This window comes from Desulfuromonas soudanensis (genome assembly GCF_001278055.1).
GTDB classification, from domain to species: domain Bacteria; phylum Desulfobacterota; class Desulfuromonadia; order Desulfuromonadales; family WTL; genus Deferrimonas; species Deferrimonas soudanensis.
The window spans coordinates 2,875,540-2,901,294 of sequence record NZ_CP010802.1 but is presented as its reverse complement, the minus strand read 5'-3'; the positions used below and the strand labels follow the sequence as shown (position 1 = coordinate 2,901,294).

Genomic DNA, 25,755 nt, shown 5'->3' with positions numbered 1-25,755 from the left:
GCTGAAAAATCCGCTCAAAAAAAGGCCGGGCAGACTGCCCGGCCTTTTGCCGTCTGTGACGGTGCCGATGGAGGTCGAGGTTACTTGCGCCGGAAGACGTCGGTCTTGAGGCTCGAAACCCGGTCGAGAAAGAGGATGCCGTCGAGGTGGTCGATCTCGTGCTGGATCGCCACCGCCTCGAAGCCGGAGGCCTTGATGACCCGCTCGGTCCCGGCGCGGTCGAGAAACTGGAGGACGATCTCCGTGGCCCGGATGACGTTGCCGGTGTAGTCCGGCACGCTCATGCACCCCTCGCGCATCGTTTCGCTCCCCTGCCGCTCGAGGATTTCGGGATTGATGAGCACCAGCTGGCCATGGTTGTTGTTGCGGCCGAGTTTGCTGCCGGAGACGTCGACCACCACCACCCGGGAGGAGACGCCGATCTGCGGCGCCGCCACCCCCACCGAATGGCCGGAGTCGATCATGGTGTCGAGGAGGTCCTGCACCAGGGCGTCGGAGGCGGCGTCGATGTGCGGGACCGCGGCGCAGACCGTCTTGAGGATCGGGTCGGGATAGAGAATGATATCGCGGACGGCCATGGGGCTAGAGCTCCACCGGCGTGATGGAGCGCACGGAGATGTCGACCTGCAGCTCCTCCCTGAGAGCGCCGATCATCCCGTCGATCTCCTCCACCGTGGTTCCCTCGGGGAGGACCGCCTCGATCATCATCACGTAGACCGGCCGCGCCGCGCTCCCCACCAGCTTGGTGTTGAGGTCGGTGATGTTCACCCGGCGGTCGCCGAGTTCTTTGGCGACGCGGTAGACGATCCCCGGCTTGTCGGCGCCGTAGACGGAGATCATGCAGATTTCCCCCCGATCGATGCAGTGGATCTCCCCGCCGGGCTTGAGGGTGCGGAGAAAGACCGAAAGACCCGTCTCCTCGAGGGGGGCAAACGCCTCGCCGAAACCCTCCCGGTCGTGGTACTCGGGGTGGGAGAGGATGAGGATCATGGCGAACTGGCCGCCGAGGATGGTGCAGGTCGAGTCGGCGATGTTGCAGCCGATGCGGTAGAGGATTTCGGTCACCTGGGAAACGATGCCGGGGCGGTCCCGGCCGATGATGGTCAGGGCAAAATGGGTCATGGCGGCGGCACTCCGTGGGAAAGAATTGAAGGGTTGGGGGATCGGGGACCTTGCCCCGACGCCCTTTTCCTTCTAACATGGATGAAGAGAAAATTCCAGCAGTTAGCCGGCAGAGAGAGGAAAGACCTTGGAGATCAGCGACAAAGACCTGGTGGTGACCTTTTACCGGGCCTCCGGGCCGGGGGGGCAGAAAAAGAACAAGACCGAGTCGGCGGTGCGCATCAAGCACCTGCCGACGGGGATTCTCGTCACCGCCACCGAATCCCGTTCCCAGCATGAAAACCGCGAACGGGCACTGGAGCGGCTGCGCGAGCGCCTCGCCGCCCTGAACCGCCGGCAGAAAAAGCGGGTCCCCACCAAGCCGGGACGGGGTGCAAGGGAGCGGCGCCTCGGCGAGAAGAAGCAGCGTTCCGAGGTGAAGCGGGGACGGGGGAAGGTGGAGGACTAGGCTCCCAGAGGTTCGTTGACACCCTCGTCCCCTCTGCTAATGTTGAAGGGAATGGCCGGAGGAGGGAGGGTTTCATGAAGCTCGACCCGCGACACAAGACCGAACGGCTCGGCGAACATATCCCCGGCTTCCAGGGATATCGGTCGGTTCGCCGCGGCCAAACCGATCTCCTGCTGCGCCGGTACCTGGCGGCCGAACTCGAGAAGGTGCGGGATCGTCTGGCCGACTTCATCTTCGGCCGTGAAACCGGCGGGGAACTGCACGGCAAGCTGGCGGCCACCCTGAAGACCCTCGCTTTTCTCAAGGCGGAGATATCCACCGGCGACGACGATACGGGGAGCAGTGCCGAACTCTCGCCCGAAGGAGAAGAGCGCATTCTGGATTTCGATCTGGTCCTTCTGGAAAAGATCGCCGGCCTTCATACCCCCCTCGAGGAGATGGAATGGGCCAGGGCCCCTGCGGCGATCGAGCGGAACCTCGATCTCCTCGATGAAGGGGTGGCGGAGATCGATGAACTCTATCGCCAGCGGCGCTCCCTTCTCAGGGGGTAGGGGCCGGCGGGACAGGGGCGACTTTTGCGGCTGCTGGCCTGGCGCGAAAAAAAGCGGCTTCCGGAGGGATCTCCGGAAGCCGCTTCTGCTCATTTGTCTCTCTCCGGGCGCCGGGGGGCTAACCGAAGGTGACGCGGTTGCGTCCCCCCTCCTTGCTCAGGTACATGAGGCGGTCGACGCGTTGCAGGCCCGAGGAGGGGGTGTCCTCGTCGGTGAGGAGGGTGGCGCCGAAGGAGGCGGTGACCGACAGCGCCTCCCCCTGCCAGGGGACGCTCGAGGTGGCGATCAGGGTACGGAACTTCTCGGCCGCATGCCGCAGGGCGTCGCCGTCGATATTGCGCAGCACGCCGATGAATTCCTCCCCCCCCCAGCGGCCGAAGACGTCGAAGGCACGACCGTTGCCGCTCAGGGTGCGGGCCACGGTTTTCAGGACCAGGTCGCCGCAGTCGTGTCCGTAGCGGTCGTTGAACTGCTTGAAGTGGTCGATGTCGAGAAAGACCAGGCCGATCGAGAGTTTGTACCGGTCGATTTCCTTGATCTGCTGTTCCAGGTGATCTTCAAGAAAACGGCGATTGGCGAGGCGGGTGAGGGGGTCGAGAAGGGCCAGGTCTTCGAGCTCGCGGATCCGTTCGTTGTACGAATGCCGGAAGGAGTTGTCGTTAAAAAGTTCCACCGCCCCGGTGATCACCCCGGCGGCGTTGCGCACCGGCGTCACGCGCACATGAACGGGGACCCGGTGACCATCCTTGTGATGGAGAAAGACCTCAGCCTCCCGGGACTGGCCGTCCTCGATGGTTTTCTGCAGGGGGCACCCGTCCTGGCAAAGAAAAGTGCCGTTGCCGTCCACGTGCCTGAGGAGGTTGTCATGGCAGAAGTGATTCATCACTTCGTTTCGCCCGAACCCGGTGAGCCGCTCCACGCCGCGGTTCCAGAAGAGGATGCGCCGTTCGGTGTCGACGAAGTAGACCCCGTCGTGAATCTGTTCGAGAAGCTCCCTGTAGAGGTCGTGGGAATTTATCACCGGCCGGGTCCCCTTTCCTGTGCAATGTTCACTATGTCAAAGTATATTAAAACACAGAATGCGCAGGATTGCACCTCTCCCGCAGGGGAGGGGGAGGGGGGGAACGCAACAGGGGTTCATGTCCTGCGACATGAACCCCTGCGGTTGTCTGGAGCCGCTAATCCGATTTGAACGGACGACCTGCTCATTACGAGTGAGCTGCTCTACCAGCTGAGCTATAGCGGCATTTTTGCTTTGAGGCCCATGTATTTAACTGAATTGGCTGGGGTTGTCAATCCCTTTTCCCGGTCGGCACCCCCTGCCGTTCCTCCGTAAAGGTTTCGGGTGCAGGGTGTAAGTGCTTGTGGCGGCGGGAACCCAATGATCCCGGAAGGGTAGGAGGGTGTGCATAAACCCTTTGCCATTGCCGGTGCAAAATGAAATAATACACGATTTGTAGCCGAGGAGTTGGTGGCTGCCGTCGCTTCGCAGGCTTCGGGGTCCCTCGGGGAGGAACCGTCCTTCCTGCCGCCTGTCGGGCCCCAGCTCTTCTTTGGCCGACCCGCCTCTTGCCGGGTCAAAAGAGTGACACCTGCCCAAGGAGTTTTGTTCTTGGATCGTCAACCGTTGAACCATCGCCAACCCCTGGGGCTCTTTTACCCTCTGCTGTCATCCGGGTCCGCCGTCGGCGCCGCCTTGCTGGAGGCCCTGCGCCGTCTGGATTCTCCGCTCTTTCTCACCGCGGCCGCCTCGGGAGTCGAGCTCCGCTCCGGGTTCGTATCCCCCCAGGCCACCGCGGGAGACGCCGAACTCCTCCCCTTTGTGGGGATGATCCCGGCCTGTCCCCTCGAGAGCCTCGGCGATCCCGGTTTCTGCCGGGACCACGGCCTGCGCTACCCCTACATCGGCGGTTCCATGGCCAAGGGGATCAGCTCCGTCGCCATGGTCCGCGCCCTTGGGGATGCGGGGATGCTCGGCTTTTTCGGCGCCGCCGGCCTCCCCCTCGAGGAAGTCGAGGACGCCCTTGCCGAGCTGCAGTCGGGTCCGGAGGCGATCCCCTTCGGGGTCAACCTGATTCACAGCCCCAACGAGCCGCAGCTCGAGGAGGCCCTGGTCGATCTCTACCTGCGCCGCGGCATTGCTCTCATCGAGGCCTCCGCCTTTCTCGACCTCACCCTGCCGGTGGTGCGTTTTCGCACCCACGGCATCTACCGCGATCCGTCGGGGGAGATCGTCACCCCCAACCGGGTCATCGCCAAGATCTCCCGGGAAGAGGTCGCCGCCAAGTTCTTCGCTCCGCCGCCGGAGCGCTTTTTGCAGGCACTCGTTGCTGCGGGGGATTTGTCGAAAGAGCAGGCCGAGCTGGCCGCCTCCATCCCCATGGCCCAGGACGTGACGGTGGAAGCGGATTCCGGCGGTCACACCGACAACCGCCCGGCCATCTCCCTCTTTCCGTCGATTCGCGCTCTCCGGCAGGAGTTCCAGGACCGCCACGGCTATCGGCAGCGGCTGCGAATCGGCCTCGGCGGCGGGATTTCCACCCCGGCCTCGGCGGCCGCCGCCTTCGTCATGGGGGCCGCCTACCTGGTCACCGGTTCGGTCAACCAGGCCTGTGTCGAGTCGGGAACCTGTGACGAAGTGCGGCAGCTTCTGGCAGAAACCCGTCAGGCCGACATCACCATGGCGCCCTCGGGAGACATGTTCGAGATGGGGGTCAACGTTCAGGTGCTCAAGCGCGGCACCATGTTCTCCATGCGCGCCGCCCGGCTCTACGAACTCTACCGGCTCCATGGCAGCATCGACGAGCTCCCGGCCCTCGAGCGGCAGAAGCTGGAGAAGACCGTCTTTCGCCTGCCGCTGGAGACCGTCTGGGACCAGACGCGCACTTTTTTTTCCCGGCGCGACCCGCGCCAGCTGGAGAAGGCCGAGCGCGACCCCAAATACCGCATGGCCCTGGTCTTTCGCTGGTATCTCGGCCAGTCGCCGGTCTGGGCCAACCGCGGCGAGTCGTCGCGGCGCATCGACTATCAGATCTGGTGCGGTCCGGCCATGGGTGCCTTTAACGAATGGGCCCGGGGCTCCTTTCTTGAGGAACCGTCCCGGCGCCAGGTCGTCACCGTGGCCCTGAATCTTCTCTTCGGCGCCGCGGTGATTTTTCGCGCCAATCAGCTTTCCCTTCAGGGGATGGAACTCCCCTCCGATTCCGAATTGCTTGCCCCCCTGGAAACGGCAAGGATCAAGGAGTATCTGAGTTGAAAAAAAACCACGAAAAATACAGCGGCGACAGCGCCGGATCCATCCCCCTGGCGATCGTCGGTCTCGGCTGCCTCTTTCCGAAAGCCAACGACCCCCAGGCCTACTGGGCCAACATCAAAAACGGCGTCGACGCCATCACCGAGGTGCCGCCGAGCCACTGGAAGACCGAGGACTATTTCAATCCCGACCCCAAGTCCCCCGACCGGGTCTACGCCAGGCACGGCGGCTTCCTCTCCCCCGTCGATTTCAATCCGATGGAGTACGGAGTCCTCCCCAACGCCCTGGAGGCGATCGACACCTCCCAGCTCCTCGGCCTGCTCATCGTCGATCAGGCCTTAAAGGACGCCGGATACGGTGCCGAGCGGGACTTTGACCGCGAAAAGGTCAGCGTCATTCTCGGGGTCACCGGCACCCTGGAACTCGTCATCCCCCTGGCCTCCCGCCTCGGCCATCCCCAGTGGCGCCAGGCCCTCAAGGACGCCGGGGTCGAGGAGGGTGTCGCCGCCGACGTCATGGCGCGCATCTCCGACGCCTACGTCCCCTGGCAGGAAAACTCCTTTCCCGGACTCCTCGGCAACGTGGTCGCCGGACGGATCAGCAAGCACTTCAATTTCGGCGGCACCAACTGCGTCTGCGACGCCGCCTGCGGCAGCTCCCTCTCCGCCCTCAACCTCGCCGCCCTCGAGCTGGCCACCGGCAAGGCCGACATGGTGGTCACCGGCGGGATCGACACCTTCAACGACATCTTCATGTACACCTGCTTCAGCAAGACCCCGGCCCTCTCCCCCTCGGGACACGCCCGTCCCTTCGATGCCGACGGCGACGGCACCACCCTCGGCGAAGGGCTGGGGATCCTGGTCCTCAAGCGCCTCGCCGACGCCGAGCGCGACGGCGACCGGATCTATGCCGTCCTCAAGGGGCTCGGTTCCTCCAGCGACGGCCGGGGCTCGGCCATTTACGAGCCGAGCGCCGCCGGGCAGACCAAGGCCCTCAAGCGCGCCTATGCGCAGGGGGACGTCGATCCTGCGACCATCGAGCTGATCGAAGCCCACGGCACCGGCACCCGGGTCGGCGACGCCGTGGAAGTCAACGCCCTGCGGGAGGTCTTCGGCGAGGGGGATTCCCCCTGGTGCGCCCTCGGGTCCGTCAAGAGCCAGATCGGCCATACCAAGGCCGCCTCCGGTGCGGCGGGGCTCATCAAGGCCGCCCTCTCCCTTTATCACAAAACCCTCCCCCCCACCATCAAGGTCAAAACGCCCCAGGAGGCGGTGACCAGGGGGAGGACCCCCTTCTACGTCAATGCCGAGGCGCGCCCCTGGATCCCCCGGGGCAACCATCCGCGCCGGGCCGGAGTCAGCGCCCTCGGTTTCGGCGGCGCCAACTTCCACTGCCTCCTCGAGGAATACAGCCCCGTCAAAGCCGGCTCGGACTGGAAGGGGGATGTGCAGCTCGTCCCCTTTTCCGCCGCCGACCGCACCGCTCTGAAGGCGGCCCTGCTGGCCTTTCCCGCCGCGGGGACGTGGCATGAGGTGCGCCTGGCCGCCGCCCGTTGCCGCAGCGCCTTCGATCCGGCCCTGTCCTGCCGCCTCTCTTTGGTTCTCGAAGAAGGACTGAGCGATCCGGCGCTCCAGATCGCCAGCGCCCTGACCCTGCTGGAGAAGAATGCCGGAAACGAAGGGTGGAGCGCTCCCGACGGCACCGTCTTTTTTGCCGGAGACGCCGCCGGTCCGCTGGGGATCCTCTTCCCCGGCCAGGGAGCCCAGTACCCGGGGATGCTCAAGGATCTGGCAATCCAGTTCCCCCCCTTTCTCGAAACCCTCCGCGAGGCCGACGAAGCCTTTGCCGTTTCCGGCGGCGCTGCGTCCCTCTCCGGGAGGATCTATCCCCACCCGGCCTTCGATGCGGCGACCCGCACCGCCGACGAGGTCGCCCTGCGCGCCACCGAGATCGCCCAGCCGGCTCTCGGCGCCGTCAGCCTCGGTGCCCTGCGCGTCCTCGGTTCCTTCGGCGTCGCCGCCGAGGCTTTTGCCGGCCACAGCTACGGCGAACTCACCGCTCTGGCCGCCGCCGGCTCTTTCGACAGCGCCTCTCTGCACGCCCTCTCCCGCCTCCGCGGCGAGCTGATGGCGGCCGGGGAGGGGGACCGCGGCTCGATGCTGGCGGTCTCCGCCCCCCTCGGGGAGATCGAGGCGTTCCTCGGCGAGACCGCCCTCAATCTGGTCCTCGCCAACCGCAACACCCCCGACCAGGGGGTCCTCTCCGGGGCCAGCAGCGAAATCGCCCGGGCGGCCGCTCTCCTGTCCGAGCGGGGTCTGCGCTGCACGCCGCTCTCCGTCGCCGCAGCCTTTCACAGCGCCCTGGTCGCCGAGGCCTCCGGCCCCTTCGCCGCACGCCTGCAGGAGATCCCCTTCCAGAAATCCGCTGCCGCCGTCTATTCCAACACCAGCGGCCACCCCTATCCCGCCTCGGCGAAAAAGGCCCGGGACCTTCTGGCGTCCCAGCTTGCCAGCCCCGTCGATTTCGTCGCCGAGATCGAAAACATGTATCAATCCGGCATCCGCACCTTCCTCGAAGTCGGTCCCGGCGCCCGTCTCACCGGCATGGTCAAGGCGATCCTCGGCAAGCGTCCCCATCGGGCGATCGCCATCGACGCCTCCGGCGGCAAGCGCTCGGGGATCAACGACCTGGCCCGCGTTCTCGGGGAGCTCTCCGTCCTCGGCTACCCCCTCGACCTCTCCCTCTGGGATGAAGGGTATGCCGCGGCCTGCGATTCGGCCCCGGCGAAAAAGAAGGGGATGACCGTCCCCCTCTGCGGCGCCAACTATTTCAAGGCGCCCCCCCGCCGTCCGGCGGTGGCCCCCAGGGTCCTGAGGGCCGACTCGCCGGCGCCGGCAGCGCCGCCTTCACCCGCCGTACCCGCTGCGCCCGCGGCTCCGGTCCGCTCCGCCGCCGCAGCGCCCCCGGCCGCTCTGCAGGAGGCGCTGAGCCTCACCCGGCAGAGCCTGCAGGCGTTACAGAGCCTGCAGGAACAGACCTCCCGCCTCCACCGGCAGTTCCTCGAAGGGCAGGAGTCGGCCACCCGCACCTTCCAGGCCCTGGTCGAGCAGCAGCGCCAGCTCTTCTCCGGGGCCCCCGTCCCGGCGCCCACCTTCCGCGGGGCGGCCGTGGAACCGGTCCCCGCACCGGTCGCCGCACCGGCTCCCGCCAGGGGGACCGCGCCAGTAGCCGTCGCTCCGCCGGTCGTTTTGGCTCCTGCCGCGCCGGTTGCCGCCGTTCCCCCGGCCCCGGCCGTCGACGGCGGCCGGGTCGCCGCAGTCCTCCTCTCGGTCATCGCCGAGAAGACCGGCTATCCGGCGGAGATGCTCGAGCTGGAGATGAGTCTCGACGCCGATCTCGGCATCGACTCCATCAAGCGGGTGGAGATCCTCTCGGCCCTGCAGGAGCGCCTCCCCGGCGCCCCGGCGGTGCGTCCCGAGGATCTCGGCACCCTGCAGACCCTGGGGCAGATCGTCGCCCACCTCGGCGCCGGGATGGCGCCTGGTGCATCGGCGCCCGTCGCTCCTGCCGTCGATAACGGCCGGGTCGCCGAGGTTCTGCTGGCGGTCATCGCCGAGAAGACCGGGTACCCGGCAGAGATGCTCGAGCTGGAGATGAGTCTCGACGCCGATCTCGGCATCGACTCCATCAAGCGGGTGGAGATCCTCTCGGCCCTGCAGGAGCGCCTCCCCGGCGCTCCCGCGGTGCGTCCCGAGGATCTCGGTACCCTGCAGACCCTGGGGCAGATCGTCGCCCACCTCGGCGCCGGGATGGCGCCTGGTGCATCGGCTCCCGTCGCTCCTGCCGTCGACGGCGGCCGGGTCGCCGCAGTCCTCCTCTCGGTCATCGCCGAGAAGACCGGCTATCCGGCGGAGATGCTCGAGCTGGAGATGAGTCTCGACGCCGATCTCGGCATCGACTCCATCAAGCGGGTGGAGATCCTCTCGGCCCTGCAGGAGCGCCTCCCCGGCGCCCCGGCGGTGCGTCCCGAGGATCTCGGCACCCTGCAGACCCTGGGGCAGATCGTCGCCCACCTCGGCGCCGGGATGGCGCCTGCCGCATCGGCTCCCAGCGCTTCTGCCGCCCCGGCTCCCGTCGCTCCTGCCGTCGATAACGGCCGGGTCGCCGAAGTCCTCCTTGCGGTCATCGCCGAGAAGACCGGCTATCCGGCGGAGATGCTCGAGCTGGAGATGAGTCTCGACGCCGATCTCGGCATCGACTCCATCAAGCGGGTGGAGATCCTCTCGGCCCTGCAGGAGCGCCTCCCCGACGCTCCGGCGGTGCGTCCCGAAGATCTCGGCACCCTTCAGACCCTGGGGCAGATCGTCGATCATCTCAGTGCCGCACCCCGTCCCGCCGCCGCGCCTCCCTCCCCCCGGGAAGAGGGTCTCGACCGGGAGCGGGTCTCGGCGACCCTGTTGGGTGTCATCGCCGAGAAGACCGGCTACCCGGTGGAGATGCTCGAGCTGGAGATGGCTCTCGACAGCGATCTCGGCATTGACTCCATCAAGCGGGTGGAAATCCTCTCGACCCTGCAGGAGCGTCTTCCCGGCGCTCCGGCCATTCGCCCCGAGCATCTCGGGACGCTGCAGACCGTGGGGCAGATCGTCGATTTTCTCGCCAGTGTCTCCGGTGCTCCCAGCGCTCCGGCGACTCCTCCCCCTTCGTCGATCCTCGGCGAAGCCGGTTTCGGGATTGAGCGCAAGGTGCTCAAGGTCGTCCCCCTCAAGCCGAAGGCCGGCCGCGCCGCGGTCCCCCTGGCTCCGGGAGCCCGGATCTGGGTCAGCGACGACGGTTCCCAACTCTGCCGGCGCCTCTGCCAGAATCTCTCCGCGCTGCACTTCCACCCCGAGGCGATCGATCTGAGAGCTCTGGAAACCCTGACGCCTCCGGCCAGACTGGGCGCTTTGATCCTGCTCGCCCCGAGCGGCGGCACCGACGACCGTTTCCTCGCCGATGCCTTCGGCCTGGTGCAACTCTGCGGCCCGGCCCTGTTCGCCGCCGCCGCGGAGGGGGGGGCTCTTCTCTCCACCGTCTCGCGCCTCAACGGCTCCTTCGGCCTTCCTCCCGGCGGCCCGTCGGTCGACCCCCTCTCCGGAGGACTGGCCGGTCTGGCCAAGACCGCCGCTCACGAGTGGCCGCAGGTCGCCTGCAAGGCCATCGATCTTGCCGTCGATCTATCCGATCCCGCGGCGATGCTCGTCGAGGAAATCCTCGCCGTCGGCCCCGAGGAAGTGGGGATTACCGCCAAGGGGCTGCAAACCCTCAAACTCACCGACCTCTCCCTCCCCCCCGTATCCTCCCCTTCGCCCCTCTCCCCGGGGGATGTGGTGGTGATCAGCGGCGGCGCCCGCGGGGTGACCGCCGAGATTGCCGTCGCCCTGGCCGCCTCCTCCCAGGCGACTCTCCTTCTCCTCGGACGCAGCGCCCTCCCGACGTCCGAACCGGCCTGGCTTGCCGGACTCTCGGCGGAAGCTGAGATCAAGAAGGCGCTGATCGGCAACGCCGCCACCCCGCTCAAGCCGAAGGACGTCGAGGCCCAGTACCAGACTGTTCTTTGCAACCGGGAGATCCGGTCCACCCTCAGCCGCATCGCCGGCGCGGGGGGGGTGCCCCTCTACCGGTCCGTCGATCTGCGGGACGCCGCGGCCGTCGGCGCCGCGATCGCCGAGGTCCGCGCCGAATACGGCCCGATCCGCGGCATGATCCACGGCGCCGGGGTCCTGGCCGACCGGCTGATCGCCGACAAGACCGCCGAGCAGTTCGCCTCCGTCTACTCGACCAAGGTCGGCGGCCTGCGCTCCCTACTCGGCGCTCTGGACGACGACGATCTCTCCTTCATGGTGATGTTTTCCTCCTCCACCGGCCGCTTCGGCCGCACCGGGCAGATCGACTACGCCGTCGCCAACGAGGTTCTCAACAAGATCGCCCAGCAGCAGGCCCTCCTCCGCCCCTCCTGCCGGGTCCTCTCCCTCAACTGGGGCCCCTGGGACGGCGGCATGGTCACACCGGCGCTGAAGAAGGTCTTTGCCGAAGAGGGGATTGCCGTCATCGACCTCCGGGCCGGGGCCGAATATCTCCTCGAGGAGATCTCCACCCCCCCCGGCGGCCCGGTGGAACTGGTGATTCTCGGCGGCCGGGGCGAGTCCGCCGGGAGCGCCCCGTCGGCGGTCCATCAGAATATTTACGTCTCCAAGGCCTTCGATCTCGACCTCTCCATCGAGCAATTCCCCTTCCTGCGCTCCCATGTCATGGACCGGAGGGCGGTCCTCCCCATGGCGATGATCATCGAGTGGATGGCCCACGGCGCCATCCACAACAATCCCGGCTTGCGTTTTCACGGCTTCAACGACCTGCGGGTCCTCAAAGGGGTGACCCTGGAACCGGGAACGAGCCATACACTGCAGGTGATGACCGGCAAGGCGATCAAGAGCGGCGGCTTTCACATGGTCCCCGTCGAGCTCTCCGGCACCGATGTCACGGGGCAGCAGTTTGTTCACAGCCGGGCGCGCATGGTTCTGGCCGCCCGCCTGCCGGAAGGGAAGGCGCCGGTCGAGAGGCTCGAGCTCCCCCCCTACGCCCACCCCATGGCGGAGGTCTACCGTCCGGAGCGCCTCTTTCACGGCATCGATTTCCAGGGGATTCGCGAGATGATCGGCTGCTCCGCCGACGGCATCGGCTCCCTGGTACGCCCGGCGCCGCTCCCCTCCAAGTGGATCAACCAGCCGCTGCGCAACGCCTGGCTCGCCGACCCGCTGGCCCTCGACTGCAGCTTCCAGATGATGATCCTCTGGAGCTTCGAGCGCTACCGGGCCGCGTCGCTGCCGGTCTTCGCCGGGCGATACCGCCAGTACTGCGAGACGTTCCCGGAGAGCGGCGCCGAGATCCGCATCCGCATCACCAGCCAGAGCGCCCGCAAGGCGGTGGCGGAGATCGAATTCGTCGACCCGACCAGCGGCATACTCCTCGCCCGGATGGAGGATTACGAGTGCGTCATCGACGCCTCGCTCAACGCCAGCTTTTTGCGCAATAAACTGCAGGGAGCCGCCTGAGGATGAAGCACGGTAAGTCTGTGGCGATCGTCGGCATCGGCGGGGTCTTCCCCTCCTCGCCGACCCTGGAGCGTTTCTGGGAAAATATCAGCTCCGGCGTCGACACCTCCCGGTGCCCCCCCGAGGGGCGCTGGCTTCTCAAACCGCAGGACGTTTATGACCCGGCGGTCGGAGCACCGGACAAGGTCTCTTCAAAAAAAGGGTGCTTCATCGACGAGGAGGGGATGGGGGCGCTCCCTGCGGGAATGGCCATCTCCCCGGCGCTTCTGGCGTCCCTCGATCCGATGGTGCGCCTGCTCCTCGTCGCCGGCGGACGGGCCTGGGACGACGGCGCCACCGCCGCCGTCGACAGGGCCCGGGTCGGCGTCATTCTCGGCAATCTCGCTCTTCCCAGCGAGAAGTCGTCGGATCTGGCCCGGGAGCTTCTCGGTTTCTCCTTCGAAGAGGCCCTCCTCGGCAAGGCTCTGGAGCCGGAACGGCCGGCCACCGATCCCCTCAACCGCTACGTCGCCGGTCTGCCGGCGGGGATTCTCGCCAAGGCCCTCGGTCTCGGCGGCACCTGCTTCACCCTCGACGCCGCCTGCGCCTCCTCCCTCTACGCCATCAAGCTCGCCGTCGACGAACTCGCCGCTGGGCGGGCCGACGCCATGCTCGCCGGCGGCCTCTCCCGCCCCGATCCCCTCTACACCCAGATGGGTTTTTCCCAGCTCCACGCCGTCTCTCCCTCCGGGACCTGTTCCCCCTTCGACGAGAAGGGGGACGGGCTGGTGGTCGGCGAGGGGTGCGGGATGTTCCTCCTCAAGCGCACCGAAGACGCGGTGCGCGACGGCGATTCCATCTACGGCGTCATCCGCGGCATCGGCCTCTCCAACGACCTCGGCGGCTCCCTGCTCGCCCCGGCCTCGGAAGGGCAGCTGCGGGCCATGCGCTCGGCCTACCAGCAGGCCGGATGGTCGCCGACGGATGTCGATCTGATCGAATGCCACGCCACCGGAACCCCGGTGGGGGATGCCGTCGAATTCGCCAGCATGAAGACGCTGTGGGGGGAGACGGGGTGGCGCCGCGGCCAGGCCGTTCTCGGCTCGGTGAAGTCGAACATTGGCCACCTCCTCACCGCCGCCGGCTCGGCGGCCCTGATGAAAACCCTCCTCGCTCTGAGGGAGGAGACGTTGCCGCCGACGGCCAATTTTTCCGTCCCGGCCCGGGGGGTCGCTCTCGAGGGGAGCCCCTTTAAGGTTCTCGGCGCGCCGACCCCCTGGCAACCCCGGAAAAAAGGGGAGCCGCGGCGGGCGGCGGTGAGCGCCTTCGGTTTCGGCGGCATCAACGCCCACCTCCTGGTGGAAGAGTGGATCCCGAAAAAACCGTCCCGCAGCACCGTCGCCTTTCCCCCCTCCTTCCGCCGCAAGAGCCAGGCGGTGGCTATCGTCGGCCTCGGCGCCCACTTCGGCCCCTGGGATTCGCTGCAGGCCTTCGAAGAGCGGGTCCTCGGCGGGTCCCGCGGGGTGGCACCGACCCCGGCCGAGGGGTGGTGGGGCGCCCCGGAGAGCCGCTGGTTTCAGGAGGCGGGGCTTTCGGCGACCCCCTTTGCCGGGCATTTCGTCCCCGAGGTCACCTCCACCCCCGGCGAATTCCGCATCCCGCCGAAGGAGATCGGCGAGATGCTCCCCCGGCAGCTCCTCATGCTCCAGGTCGCCGACCGGGCGCTGCAGGATGCCGGTCTCAAGAACGAGGATCTCCTCTTCACCGGCGTCTATGTCGGCACCGGACTCGATCTCGCCGCCACCGGCTTCAGCTTCCGCTGGTCGATCCAGAAACGGGCCCGCGCCTGGGCGGCCGCCCTCGGTCTCGATCTCACGGAGGAGGCCTATGACGCCTGGGTCGCCTCTCTTCGGGAGGCCGCCGGGCCGCCGCTGACCGCCAACCGGGTGATGGGGGCTCTGGGGAGTATCGTCGCCAGCCGCATCGCCAAGGAATTCCGCATCGGCGGGCCGAGTTTCACCCTCTCCAGCGAGGAGAACTCGGGGCTGCGCGCCCTCGAGGTGGCGGTGCACGCCCTGCAGGAAGGATCGATCAACCGGGCCCTGGTCGGCGCCGCCGACATGAACGGCGACCTGCGCTCGGTCCTCGCCCAGCACGCTCTCCGTCCCTTCTCGGCCTCGGGAGTCGCCCGTCCCTTCGACAGCGCCGCCGACGGCACGGTCATCGGCGAGGGGGCCGCGGCCCTGGTCCTCAAGCGTCTCGAGGATGCCCAGCGCGACGGCGACCGGATCTACGCCGTCATCAAGGGGATCGGCACCGCCGTCGGCGGCGCCGCCGACAACCCCCTGCCGGAGAAGGGCGTCTATTCCCTGGCCCTCGAGCGTCTCTGCCGGGAAGCCAACGTCTCTCCCGAAAGCGTCTCCTATCTCGAAACCCACGGCAGCGGCCTCCCCGCCGAAGACGCCCTCGAGGCCGAGGCCCTCGGCGCCTGTTTCTCGGCGGTCGCGACGGAGAACCCCTGCTACGTGGGAAGCGTCAAGGCCGACATCGGCCATGCCGGCGCCGCCGCGGGGCTGGCGTCCGTCATCAAGGCGACCCTCTGCCTCTATCGCCAGATCATTCCGCCGCTGCGCAATCTGCGCCAGGCGCGCTACGAATGGATTCGCGGCAAGCGCTCCTTCATCCTGCCGACGGCTCCCCAGTACTGGCTCCGCAACCGCGCCGAAGGGAACCGCCGGGCCCTGGTCAGCGCCTTCGGCGTCGACGGCACCTGCTCCCACGCCCTCCTCGAAGGGGTCGAGGAGAAGGTACGCCCCGGGCGCCCCCTCGTCTCCTCCCGCCCCCTGGGTCCCCTTCCCGAGGGGCTCTTCGCTCTTGAGGGGAACACCCCGGCGGAACTCCTGGAGAAGCTCTCCGACCTCGAATCCTTCGTCGGCTCGGCGCCGCAGAGGGAAGCGGACGGGATGGACGAGCTCGCCGCGGCCTGGCTGCAGCGCTCCCCCCTCGAGGCCGCCCGCTCCCGCTGCGTCGCCCTCGTCGCCGCCTGTTCCGGCGATCTTCTCGCCCAGCTTGCGGAAGCCCGCGCCGCCCTGCAGCAGCGCCCCGAGCAGGGGATCGGCGCCGGCTCCGGTTCTTTCTCCGCGTCCCTGCGCGACCGCCTCTTCTACGCCCCGGCCCCCCTGGCACCGAAAGGGAAGGTCGCCTTCATCTTCCCCGGCTCCGGCAACCACTTCGCCGGCATGGGGCGCGAACTCTCCGCCCGCTGGCCCGAGATCTACCGCCACCAGGACGGCGAAAGCCGCTATCTCGCCCGCCAGTACCTCCCCCAGCATTTCTGGCGGGAGACCCTCGCCGAGACGATCCACGACGACCACAACGCCCTGGTGATCGCCCAGGTCGCCCTCGGGACGGCGGTGAGCGATCTGGTGCGCTCCTTCGGCATCGAGCCCCAGGCGGTCTCCGGCTACAGCCTCGGCGAATCGGCCGGGCTCTTCTCCTTCGGCGCCTGGAAGGACCGCGACGGCATGGCGCGGCGCCTCGGCGAATCGACCCTCTTCACCCAGGAACTCGCCGGTCCCTGCACCTCGGCCCGCAAGGTCTGGGGGCTCAAGGGGAACCGCCCCGTCGACTGGGTGCTGGGGATCGTCGCCGCCCCGGCCTCTCAGGTACAGGAGGCGATTGGCGCCTCCTCCCGGGTCTATCTCCTGATCATCAACACCTTTCAGGAGTGCGTCATCGGCGGCGACCGCCGGCAGGTCGAGGAGGTCGTTGCCCGCCTCGGCGCTCACTTCTTCTTGCTGCGGGGAGTCACCACCGTCCACTGCGAAGTCGCCGTACCCTCGCAGGAGGCCTACCGGGAGCTCCACCGCTTCGAGACCACCCCCCCTGCCGATGTCGCCTTCTACAGCTGCGCCCTCGGCCGCACCTATCCCCTCGAGAAGGAGGCGATCGCCGACGTCATCCTCGGGCAGGCCCTGGGGACGATCGATTACACGAAGGTCATCGAGCAGGCCTACGCCGACGGCGTTCGCATCTTTTTTGAAATGGGACCGGGGAACTCCTGCACCCGGATGATCGGGAGGATTCTCGGCGACCGTCCCCATCTCGCCCGCGCCGCCTGTTTCCCCGGGCAGGAGCCGACCTCGCTCATTCTCCGCCTCCTCGCCAACGCCCTCGCCGAGCGGGTTCCCGTCGATCTCGCGGCTCTCTATCCGGCTCCCGCCTTCGGAAACGCCGCTTCCGGAGCCGCCAGGGGAGGGCTCATCCGCCTCCCCATCGGCAGCGGTCCCTTCGCCCCGGGGCGACCCGAACCCGCCCCGGCGTCCCCGGCGACCGTCGCTCCCCTCTCCCCTCCGCGACCCTCACCCCTTCCCGCTCCGCCCCCTGCCGCGCCTTCTTCTGTTCCTACGGCCGCCGGCGAAGACAATCCCCTGGTGCGGCAGATGCAGGAGGCCGCGGCCTGCGCCGCCGAGTCCCACGGCGCTTATTTGCGTTTTTCCGCCACCCTCGGCGAGGCCCTCTCCGGCAATCTCGCCCTGCAGCTGAGCCTCCTCGAGCAGCTGGCGGCGCAGGGGATCTTGCCGGAGGCAGGGGATCGCCCCTCCCCTCCGACCTCGGCAGGGGCGACCCCTTCCGCCGTTCCTCCGGCCTTCGACCGGGGGATGTGCCTGGAGTTCGCCGTCGGCTCCATCGCCGCCATGCTCGGGCCGGAGTTTGCCGAGGTCGATTCCTTCCCGACCCGGGTGCGCCTCCCCGACGAGCCGCTGATGCTCGTCGACCGCATCCTTTCCGTGGAGGGGGAGCCGCGCTCCATGACAAGCGGCCGGGTGATCACCGAGCACGACGTCACTCCTGATCGCTGGTACCTCGACGGCGGACGGATTCCCACCTGCGTCGCCGTCGAGGCCGGGCAGGCCGACCTCTTTCTCTCCGGCTACCTCGGGATCGACTTCATCACCCGCGGCAAGGCGGTCTACCGCCTCCTCGACGCCGTGGTGACCTTCCACCGCGGGCTCCCCGTCGTCGGCGAGACGATCCGCTACGACATCAAAATCGAGCGCTTCTTCCGCCAGGACCAGACCTACCTCTTCCGCTTCAACTTCGAGGGGACGGTGAACGGCGAGCCCCTCCTCTCCATGAAAGACGGCTGCGCCGGCTTCTTCTCCGAGGGCGAGCTCGCCGCCGGCAAGGGGATCGTCCACACCAAACTCGATCTCCTTCCGGTGCCGGGGAAACGTCCGGCCGACTGGCGGGATCTGGCGCCGATGGCGGTGGAATCCTACGACGACGCGCAGATTGCCGCCCTCTATGCCGGCGACCTTGCCGCCTGCTTCGGGCCCCGCTTTGCCCCCCTCGGTTTCAAGCGCCCCTACACCCTCCCCGGCGGCAAGCTCAAGCTCGTCGACCGGGTGGTCGAACTCGATCCTGCCGGGGGGCGCTACGGCCTCGGGATGATCCGCGCCGAGATGGACATCCAGCCCGACGCCTGGTTCCTCACCTGCCACTTCGTCGACGACAGGGTCATGCCGGGGACGCTCATGTACGAGTGCTGCATGCACACCCTGCGCATCTACCTGCTGCGCCTGGGATGGGTCGGCGAAGAGGGGACGACCTGGTGCGAGCCGATCCCCGGCATCGATTCCGGCCTCAAGTGCCGCGGCCAGGTCACCGAGACGACGCGTACCGTCACCTACCGGGTGAGCATCAAGGAGCTCGGCTACGGACCCGAGCCCTTCGCCATCGTCGACGCCCTGATGTACGCCGACGGCAAGGCGATCGTCGAGATCCCCGACATGTCCGTGCGCCTCTGCGGCCTCGACCGCCCCCGGGTCGAGCGGCTCTGGCAGGGACTGTCCCCAGCCCTATCGGGGACTGTCCCCGGTTTTAAGGGTTCTAAGGGACTGTCCCCAGCCCTACCGGGGACTGTCCCCGGTTTTACGGCGATCTCTGACGACCAAGGGGGACAGTCCCCGGTGAAGCTGGGGACAGTCCCTGACGACCAAAGGGGACAGTCCCCGGTGAAGCTGGGGACAGTCCCTGACGACCAAAGGGGACAGTCCCCGGTGAAGCTGGGGACAGTCCCTCTCTACGACTACGAGAAGATCCTTGCTTTTTCCGTCGGCAACCCCTCCGATGCCTTCGGCGAGCCTTACAGGGTTTTCGACAGCGAGCGCAGGATCGCCCGCCTCCCCGGCCCTCCGTTTCAGTTTCTCGACCGCATCGTCGCCATCGACGGCGCTCCGTGGAAACTCGTGGCCGGGGTGACCATCGAGGCCGAGTACGACGTCCCTCCCGACGCCTGGTACTTCGAGGCCGGCGGGCAGAAGGAGATGCCCTTCGCCATTCTGCTGGAAACGGGGCTGCAGCCCTGCGGCTGGCTCGCCGCCTATCTTGGGAGCGCCCTGACCAGTCCCGTCGACCTGCGCTTCCGCAACCTCGACGGCAACGCCGTTCAGCACCGTCCGGTCACTCCCGAATCCGGAACCCTGACGACAAAGGTGAAGATTACCCGCGTCTCGGCAAGCGGCGGCATGATCATCCAGGGGTACGATTTCGAGATCCGCGATTGCGCAGGTCCCGTCTACACGGGCGACACGGTCTTCGGCTTCTTCTCCGCCGAGTCCCTGGCCCAGCAGGTCGGGGTGCGGGGAGCCACCCCCTGGCAGATGAGCGCCGAAGAGGCCGGGCGCGCCCTCTCCTTCCCCTATCCCGAAGGGGCCCCCTATCCGAAGAAAAAGCTGCGCATGGTCGATGCCATCGACGCCTTCGTCAAGGATGGCGGCGCTTTCGGCCTCGGCTTCATCCGCGGCACCAAGGGGGTCGACCCCGACGAGTGGTTCTTCAAGGCCCACTTCTACCAGGACCCGGTGATCCCCGGCTCCCTCGGTCTCGAGTCGCTGCTGCAGCTTCTCAAGGTCCTCGCCGTCGAGCGCTGGGGGGGGGATGCAGACACCGTTCTCGAGGCGATCGCTCACGGCGAGCGCCACAGCTGGAACTATCGCGGTCAGGTCATCCCGGCAAATCGTGAGGTGACCGTCGAGGCCACCGTCACCGCCATTGATGATGAGGGGAAACTTCTCAAGGCCAACGGTTTTCTCTCCGCTGATGGGCGGGTGATCTATCAGATGACCGATTTTACGGTGCGGTTGCGTCAGCTTGGCTGAGAAGAAGCCTAAACAAGTTCAGGAACAGAACCCGGGGGTCTCGGCCCCCGACGCCGACCTACTCTTTTGTAAAGCGACTAAAGAGTAGGCAGAAAAGCGCTTGACCTGCGGTCGGCATGGGTCGTAACGGATCGGGAAGCAATCTCCCTTTGATGCAGAGACGTCCGGCGCGGCGGCTCAACCACCGGGTGGTCCTGCCAAGGGCAGTGCGATCACCTTCGTTGCCGCCAGCATTTTGTTGAGGGGCTGCTGGTTGAAAAGCAGAACCGGGAAAACAAGGGCGAGTCCTCGGTGGCCGTGCCGTAGATTCTGCCTTTGCTCCTGGCTTTTCAAACCAGAAGCCCTTTAACAAAATGTTCGCTGAAACCCCTGCAAACGGAAGACCGGCGACCTGGAATCGAAGCTGAGGTACAAGACAACACCGACCGCCTCTGAGCACCTCAGCAATTAACCGAACCAACCCTCCAAGCCATGCCCACCGCAGGTGACAGGCACTTTTTGCTTACTTTTTTGTTGCCGTCTGGACAAAAAGTAAGGCGCCTGTCGGGGCGCGACCCGACGGTTTTACCCTGGCAACGGACGATCAATGCTGATCTAACATCAATTCGATAACGAGTGACCGCAGCTTTTTCCCCACAATCAAAGGAGACTCCCCGATGGACAGAGACACCGTTTACACCCATAACCCGGCGGTTGTCGCCACAAGCAGCTTCTTCCCCCGGGTCTACGGCTGGATGACCGCCGGCCTTGGCGTGACGGCGTTGGCGGCGATCTTCACCCTCTCGAGCCCGGCGCTGCTGCAGGCCATCTTCGGCAACCGCCTGGTCTTTTACGCCCTGATCATCGCCGAGCTCGGCCTGGTGATCGGCCTCTCGGCGGCCATCAACCGCATCAGCGCCGGCACAGCGAAGATGATGTTCCTCCTCTACTCGGCCCTCTCCGGGGTGACCTTCTCCGCCATCTTCCTCGTCTACACCGAGAGCTCCATCGCCAGCACCTTTTTCGTCGCCGCCGGCACCTTCGGCGCCATGAGCCTCTACGGCATGGTCACCCGGCGCGACCTCACCGGCTGGGGGAGTTTCCTCTTCATGGGGCTCATCGGCATCATCATTGCCTCGGTGGTCAATATCTTCCTGCAGAGTGCCATGATCACCTGGGTGGTGAGCTGCATCGGGGTCCTGGTCTTCGTCGGCCTCACCGCCTACGACACCCAGAAGCTCAAGCGCATGGCCGCGGCGGGCTTTGCCGACGACGAGGCCCGGCAGAAGGCGACCATCCTCGGCGCCCTGACCCTCTATCTCGACTTCATCAACCTCTTTCTCATGATGCTGCGCCTCATGGGAAACCGGCGCTGAGCAGGACACGGAACCGTCACCACCGCCACGGGGGGACGGGGCCTTTTACGGCCTCGCTCCCCCTTTTTACTTTTTTTCCTCCTCCGCCCTGTGTTACAAACCTTCTCCGGCCGACGGCCTCCCCGGAGCTAATCCTTGCCTAAATCGGCCATAAAAGGTAGGATGGAGCGTTTTTTAACCAGGCCATCGACCACGCAAACCCAATGGTGTTTATGAGATATTCCCGAGTTTATATCGAGTCGGTCGGTTACGAACTGGCTCCCATCGTCGTCACCTCGACCGAACTGGAGAACCGGCTCAAGCCGATGTACGATGCCCTGCACATCGCTCCGGGCCAGCTCGAGGCCCTCACCGGCATCCGCGAACGGCGCTGGTGGAAGCCGAACACCCCGGTCTCCCAGGGGGCGATTGCGGCGGCGAAAAAGGCGATCCAGGAAAAGAACATCGCCCCGCAGGACATCGGCGCCCTGGTCTATGCCGGGGTTTGCCGCGAGCACTTCGAGCCGGCCACCGCCTGCCAGGTTGCCGCCGCCCTCGGCATCCAGGGGAACGCCGCCGTCTACGACCTCTCCAACGCCTGCCTCGGCGTTCTCAACGGCGTTCTCGATATCGCCAACCGCATCGAGCTCGGCCAGATCCGCGCCGGCCTGGTGGTGGCCTGCGAGTCGTCCCGGGAAATCAACGAGATCATGATTCAGCGGATGCTCGACAACCCGAGCATGGCCCTCTTCACCACCTCCCTGGCGACGCTCACCGGCGGCTCCGGCGCCGTGGCGGTCCTCCTCACCGACGGCTCCTTTTCCCCCTCCCGGCGCCCCCGGCTCCTCGGCGGCGTCAATGTCGCCGCACCCCAGTTCCACGCCCTCTGCCGCTGGGGGATCCGTTCCGACAACCCGGCGCACCCCGTCCCCTACATGGAGACCGACGCGGTGGCGGTGATGAAGCACGGCGTCGAGCTGGGGAAGAAGACCTGGGAGCTCTTCCTCTCCGAGATGGAGCTGACCACCGAGCGGATCGGCAAGGTCATCTGCCACCAGGTCGGGGAGGCCCATCAGCGCCTGATCCTGCAGACCATCGGCATCGCTCCGGAGAAGGACTTCACCACCTTCGAATTTCTCGGCAACATGGGGACCGTCTCCCTGCCGGTAACCGCCGCCATCGCCAAGGAGCGCGACGCCCTCCTCCCCGGCGATCTCGTCGCCTTTCTGGGGATCGGCAGCGGCCTCAACTGTCTGATGCTCGGGATCCAGTGGTAATGGAGTCTCTCTATCCCTTCTCCAGCCACTATCTCGAACTCGGAGACCTGAACTACCACTACCTCGACGAGGGGACCGGGGATCCGGTGGTGATGGTCCACGGCAACCCCTCCTGGTCCTTCTACTACCGCAACCTGGTGCTCTCGCTTCGCTCCGACTACCGGGTGGTGGTTCCCGACCACATCGGCTGCGGATTTTCGAGCAAGCCGGACGACAGCGCCTACCCCTATACCCTGCAACAGCGGGTGGACGATCTCGACGCGCTCCTCGAGAGCCTGGAAATCCGCGAGCGCATCACCTTGGTCCTGCACGACTGGGGGGGGATGATCGGCATGGCCTACGCCTGCCGCCATCCCGAGCGCATCGCCCGTTTGGTGATTCTCAACACCGCCGCCTTCCACCTCCCCGCCGGCAAGACCTTCCCCCTCGGGCTGAAGATCTGCCGCGACACCTTTCTCGGCACTCTCCTCGTCCGCGGGTTCAACGCCTTCGCCCGCGGCGCGGCCCGGGTCGGCTGCAAGCGCAACCCGATGACCAGGGAGCTGCGCGACGCCTACTGCTCCCCCTACGATTCGTGGAAGAACCGCATCGCCACCCTGCGATTCGTTCAGGACATTCCCCTTGAGCCCGAGGATCCCGGTTATGACCTGATCACCGAGGTCGAGCAGGGGCTGGCGCGCTTTATCAACCGGCCGATGGTCATCTGCTGGGGAGAGATGGATTTCGTCTTCGACAGCCAATTCCTCACCGAGTGGACGCGCCGCTTCCCCGAGGCCGAGGTCCACGCCTTTGCCGACTGCGGCCACTACATCCTCGAAGACGCCAAAGACGAGGTCATCCCCATCATCCGCGACTTCCTCGCCGCCCACCCCCTCGCTCCCAGGCCATGAGCGCCCCCTTCGCCAACATCGCCGCCCACCTCCCGGAGATGGCCCGCCTCCAGCCCCACACCCCGGCGGTCTTTTTCCCCGCCGGGCGCGATGCCAGCGGACGCCCCTGTTACACACACTTCACCTACCAGCAGCTCGAAGCCGAGAGCAACCGCATCGCCTGCGCCCTCGAAGGGTTCGGTATCGGCCGCGGCGTGCGCACGGCCCTCATGGTCTCCCCCGGTCTCGAATTTTTCGCCCTGACCTTTGCCCTCTTCAAGGTCGGCGCCGTCCCGGTCCTCATCGATCCGGGGATGGGGGTGAAAAACCTCAAGGCCTGCATTAAAGAGGCCGCCCCCGAAGCCTTCATCGGCATCCCCAAGGCCCACGTCGCCCGCCTCGTCCTCGGCTGGGGGAAGGGGTCGCTGACAAGGCTCCTGACCGTCGGCAAAAAGTTCGGCTGGGGCGGCAAGACCCTCGCCGGGATCTGCGCCTCCGTCCCTCCGGGGACCCCCTACACTCTGGCCCGGACCGACGGCGAAGAGACGGCGGCGATCCTCTTTACCAGCGGCAGCACCGGCCTCCCCAAGGGGGCGGTCTACTCCCACGGCAACTTCGCAGCCCAAATCGAGGCGCTGCGCAGCCTCTACGACATCCGCCCCGGCGAGATCGACCTCCCGACCTTTCCCCTCTTCGCCCTCTTTGCTCCCGCCCTGGGGATGACCTCGGTCATTCCCGAGATGGATTTCACTCGCCCGGCAAGCGTCGACCCCTTGAAGATCATCGAAGCGATCGAGAACTTCGGCGTCAGCAACATGTTCGGCTCCCCGGCCCTCATCAACCGCGTCGGCCTTTACGGCCAGAAGCACGGCACGAAACTCCCGTCTTTAAAAAGAGTCATCTCCGCCGGCGCCCCGGTCCCGGCGACGGTCCTCGAGCGCTACTGCGCCATGCTTGAGCCGGGGACGCAGATCTTCACCCCCTACGGCGCCACCGAATCGCTCCCCGTCTGCTCCATCGGCAGCACCGAGATTTTGGGCGAGACCCGCACCCTCACCGAACAGGGGAGGGGGGTCTGCATCGGCAGGCCGGTTCCCGGGATCGAACTGGAGATCATCGCCGTCAGCGACGAGGCGATCGGAAGCTGGAACGACACCCTGCGCGTTGCAGAAGGGGCGATCGGCGAGATCGTCGTCAAGGGGCCCCAGGTCACTCGCAGCTATTATAATCGCCCCGAGTCGACGGCCCTGGCCAAGATCGACGGCGGCGAGAAGGGGGGCTTCTATCACCGCATGGGAGACCTCGGCTACCGGGATGCCGTCGGGCGCATCTGGTTCTGCGGCCGCAAGAGCCACCGGGTGAAGACCGCCAAAGGCGATCTCTACACCATCCCCTGCGAGGCGATCTACAACACCCACCCGGCCGTCTTCCGCAGCGCCCTCGTCGGCCTCGGCGCAGCCGGGAGCCAGACGCCGGTCATCTGCATCGAGCTCGAAAGGGGCGTCGATAAGTCCCGGCACGGGGCGATCCGCGAGGAGCTCCTCGCCCTCGGGGCGGGAAACGAGTTGACCGCCGGGATCAAGACCCTCCTCTTCCATCCGGCTTTCCCCGTCGACATCCGCCACAACGCCAAGATCTTCCGCGAGAAGCTCGCCCTCTGGGCGGCAAAGGAGCTGCGATGAAGGCGCTGGTCACCGGCGGCGGGGGCTTCCTCGGCAAGGCGATCGTCAAGATGCTCATCGAGCGCGGCGACACCGTCCGCTCCTTCTCCCGCACCCCCCATCCGGAATTGACTGACCTCGGAGTCGAGCACGCCTGCGGCGCCCTCGAAGACGCAGTAGCGGTTTCCGCAGCCGCCAAAGGGTGCGACATCGTCTTCCACGTCGCCGCCAAGGCCGGGGTCTGGGGCGCTTTCGAGGACTTCTACCGCACCAACGTTACAGGGACCGCCAACGTCATCGCCGCCTGCCGTGAACAGTCCATCGGCCGCCTCGTCTACACCAGCTCGCCGAGCGTCGTCTTCGACGGCTCCGACATGGAAGGGGTCGACGAGTCGGTCCCCTATCCCGAACACTTCGAGGCTTTCTACCCCCGGACCAAGGCCGAGGCGGAAAAACTCGTCCTCGCCGCCAACGATGCATCCCTGGCCACCGTCGCCCTTCGCCCGCACCTGATCTGGGGGCCGGGGGACAACCACCTGGTGCCGCGGATCCTCGAGCGCGGCAAAAAAGGGGCCCTGCGCAAAATCGGCTCGAAAGAGTGCCTGGTCGACACCATCTACGTCGACAACGCCGCCAGGGCCCACCTGCAGGCCGCCGACCACCTCGCCGTCGGCTCCCCTGTCGCCGGCAAGGCCTACTTCCTCTCCCAGGGGGAACCGTTGCCGGTCTGGGAGGTCGTCAACCGCATCCTCGCCGCCGGAGGCCTCCCCCCCGTCAGGCGCACCATCTCGCCGCGGATCGCCTATGCCGCCGGTGCCCTGCTCGAAACGATCTACCGCACCTTCTCCCTGCCGGGGGAGCCGCGCATGACCCGCTTTCTGGCCCGCGAGCTCTCCACCGCCCACTGGTTCGATCTCAGCGCCGCCCGGCGCGATTTCGGCTTCGATCCCCAAGTCTCCTTCGACGAGGGGATGGATCGACTCAAGAGGTCACTCACGAAGGGATAA

Annotated in this window: 13 protein-coding genes and 1 tRNA gene; 10 read left to right on the top strand and 4 right to left on the bottom strand. The window is 66.8% G+C overall.

Translation table 11 applies throughout. The features are described 5' to 3' along the window. Window positions 1-80: 80 nt before the first annotated feature. Both def and DSOUD_RS12995 read right to left on the bottom strand, forming a co-directional pair. Window positions 81-578 carry a peptide deformylase gene (def, locus tag DSOUD_RS13000; RefSeq protein WP_053551415.1) on the bottom strand — a complete coding sequence of 166 codons (498 nt, stop codon included), beginning with the start codon at window positions 576-578 and terminating at the stop codon, window positions 81-83. Window positions 579-582: 4 nt separating this feature from the next. After that, a complete protein-coding gene (locus DSOUD_RS12995) occupies window positions 583-1,122 on the bottom strand; it encodes a glycine cleavage system transcriptional repressor (RefSeq protein ID WP_053551414.1) in 540 nt (179 codons plus the stop codon). Window positions 1,123-1,249: 127 nt separating this feature from the next. Between DSOUD_RS12995 and DSOUD_RS12990 the strand changes: the two genes are divergently transcribed. Next, window positions 1,250-1,570: a peptide chain release factor family protein gene (locus DSOUD_RS12990; RefSeq protein ID WP_053551413.1), complete on the top strand. Its 321-nt coding sequence runs from the start codon at window positions 1,250-1,252 to the stop codon at window positions 1,568-1,570. 74 nt (window positions 1,571-1,644) lie between these two features. After that, complete coding sequence (locus DSOUD_RS12985; protein WP_053551412.1) at window positions 1,645-2,121, top strand: hypothetical protein; 477 nt, start codon at window positions 1,645-1,647, stop codon at window positions 2,119-2,121. Window positions 2,122-2,239: 118 nt separating this feature from the next. Here the strand turns inward: DSOUD_RS12985 and DSOUD_RS12980 are convergent, their stop codons facing one another. After that, window positions 2,240-3,142 (bottom strand): sensor domain-containing diguanylate cyclase, encoded by a 903-nt coding sequence (locus DSOUD_RS12980; protein ID WP_053551411.1) that lies wholly within the window; start codon window positions 3,140-3,142, stop codon window positions 2,240-2,242. A gap of 149 nt (window positions 3,143-3,291) precedes the next feature. Then, window positions 3,292-3,367: transfer RNA gene (locus DSOUD_RS12975), tRNA-Thr, on the bottom strand. 582 nt (window positions 3,368-3,949) lie between these two features. Between DSOUD_RS12975 and DSOUD_RS12970 the strand changes: the two genes are divergently transcribed. The 8 genes from DSOUD_RS12970 (at window position 3,950) to DSOUD_RS12935 (ending at window position 25,755) form a co-directional block, all read left to right on the top strand. Continuing rightward, window positions 3,950-5,377, top strand: a complete 1,428-nt coding sequence (locus DSOUD_RS12970) for a PfaD family polyunsaturated fatty acid/polyketide biosynthesis protein (RefSeq protein ID WP_232426545.1) — start codon at window positions 3,950-3,952, stop codon at window positions 5,375-5,377. Then, complete coding sequence (locus tag DSOUD_RS12965) at window positions 5,374-12,465, top strand: type I polyketide synthase (protein WP_053551409.1); 7,092 nt, start codon at window positions 5,374-5,376, stop codon at window positions 12,463-12,465. The genes DSOUD_RS12970 and DSOUD_RS12965 overlap by 4 nt, the downstream gene beginning before the upstream one ends. Before the next feature lie 2 nt (window positions 12,466-12,467). Next, a complete protein-coding gene (locus DSOUD_RS12960) occupies window positions 12,468-19,607 on the top strand; it encodes a type I polyketide synthase (RefSeq protein ID WP_053551408.1) in 7,140 nt (2,379 codons plus the stop codon). A 656-nt stretch (window positions 19,608-20,263) separates the two neighbouring features. Continuing rightward, window positions 20,264-20,962: a Bax inhibitor-1/YccA family protein gene (locus DSOUD_RS12955; RefSeq protein ID WP_053551407.1), complete on the top strand. Its 699-nt coding sequence runs from the start codon at window positions 20,264-20,266 to the stop codon at window positions 20,960-20,962. Window positions 20,963-21,174: 212 nt separating this feature from the next. Beyond that, the gene (locus DSOUD_RS12950; RefSeq protein ID WP_053551406.1) at window positions 21,175-22,218 is read left to right on the top strand and encodes a 3-oxoacyl-ACP synthase III; all 1,044 of its coding nucleotides are present in this window, start codon (window positions 21,175-21,177) and stop codon (window positions 22,216-22,218) included. Beyond that, window positions 22,218-23,108, top strand: coding sequence for an alpha/beta fold hydrolase (locus DSOUD_RS12945; protein ID WP_053551405.1), 891 nt, complete (start codon window positions 22,218-22,220; stop codon window positions 23,106-23,108). The genes DSOUD_RS12950 and DSOUD_RS12945 overlap by 1 nt, the downstream gene beginning before the upstream one ends. Further along, window positions 23,105-24,769 carry a fatty acid CoA ligase family protein gene (locus DSOUD_RS12940; RefSeq protein WP_053551404.1) on the top strand — a complete coding sequence of 555 codons (1,665 nt, stop codon included), beginning with the start codon at window positions 23,105-23,107 and terminating at the stop codon, window positions 24,767-24,769. The genes DSOUD_RS12945 and DSOUD_RS12940 overlap by 4 nt, the downstream gene beginning before the upstream one ends. Next, the gene (locus DSOUD_RS12935; RefSeq protein ID WP_053551403.1) at window positions 24,766-25,755 is read left to right on the top strand and encodes an NAD-dependent epimerase/dehydratase family protein; all 990 of its coding nucleotides are present in this window, start codon (window positions 24,766-24,768) and stop codon (window positions 25,753-25,755) included. The genes DSOUD_RS12940 and DSOUD_RS12935 overlap by 4 nt, the downstream gene beginning before the upstream one ends.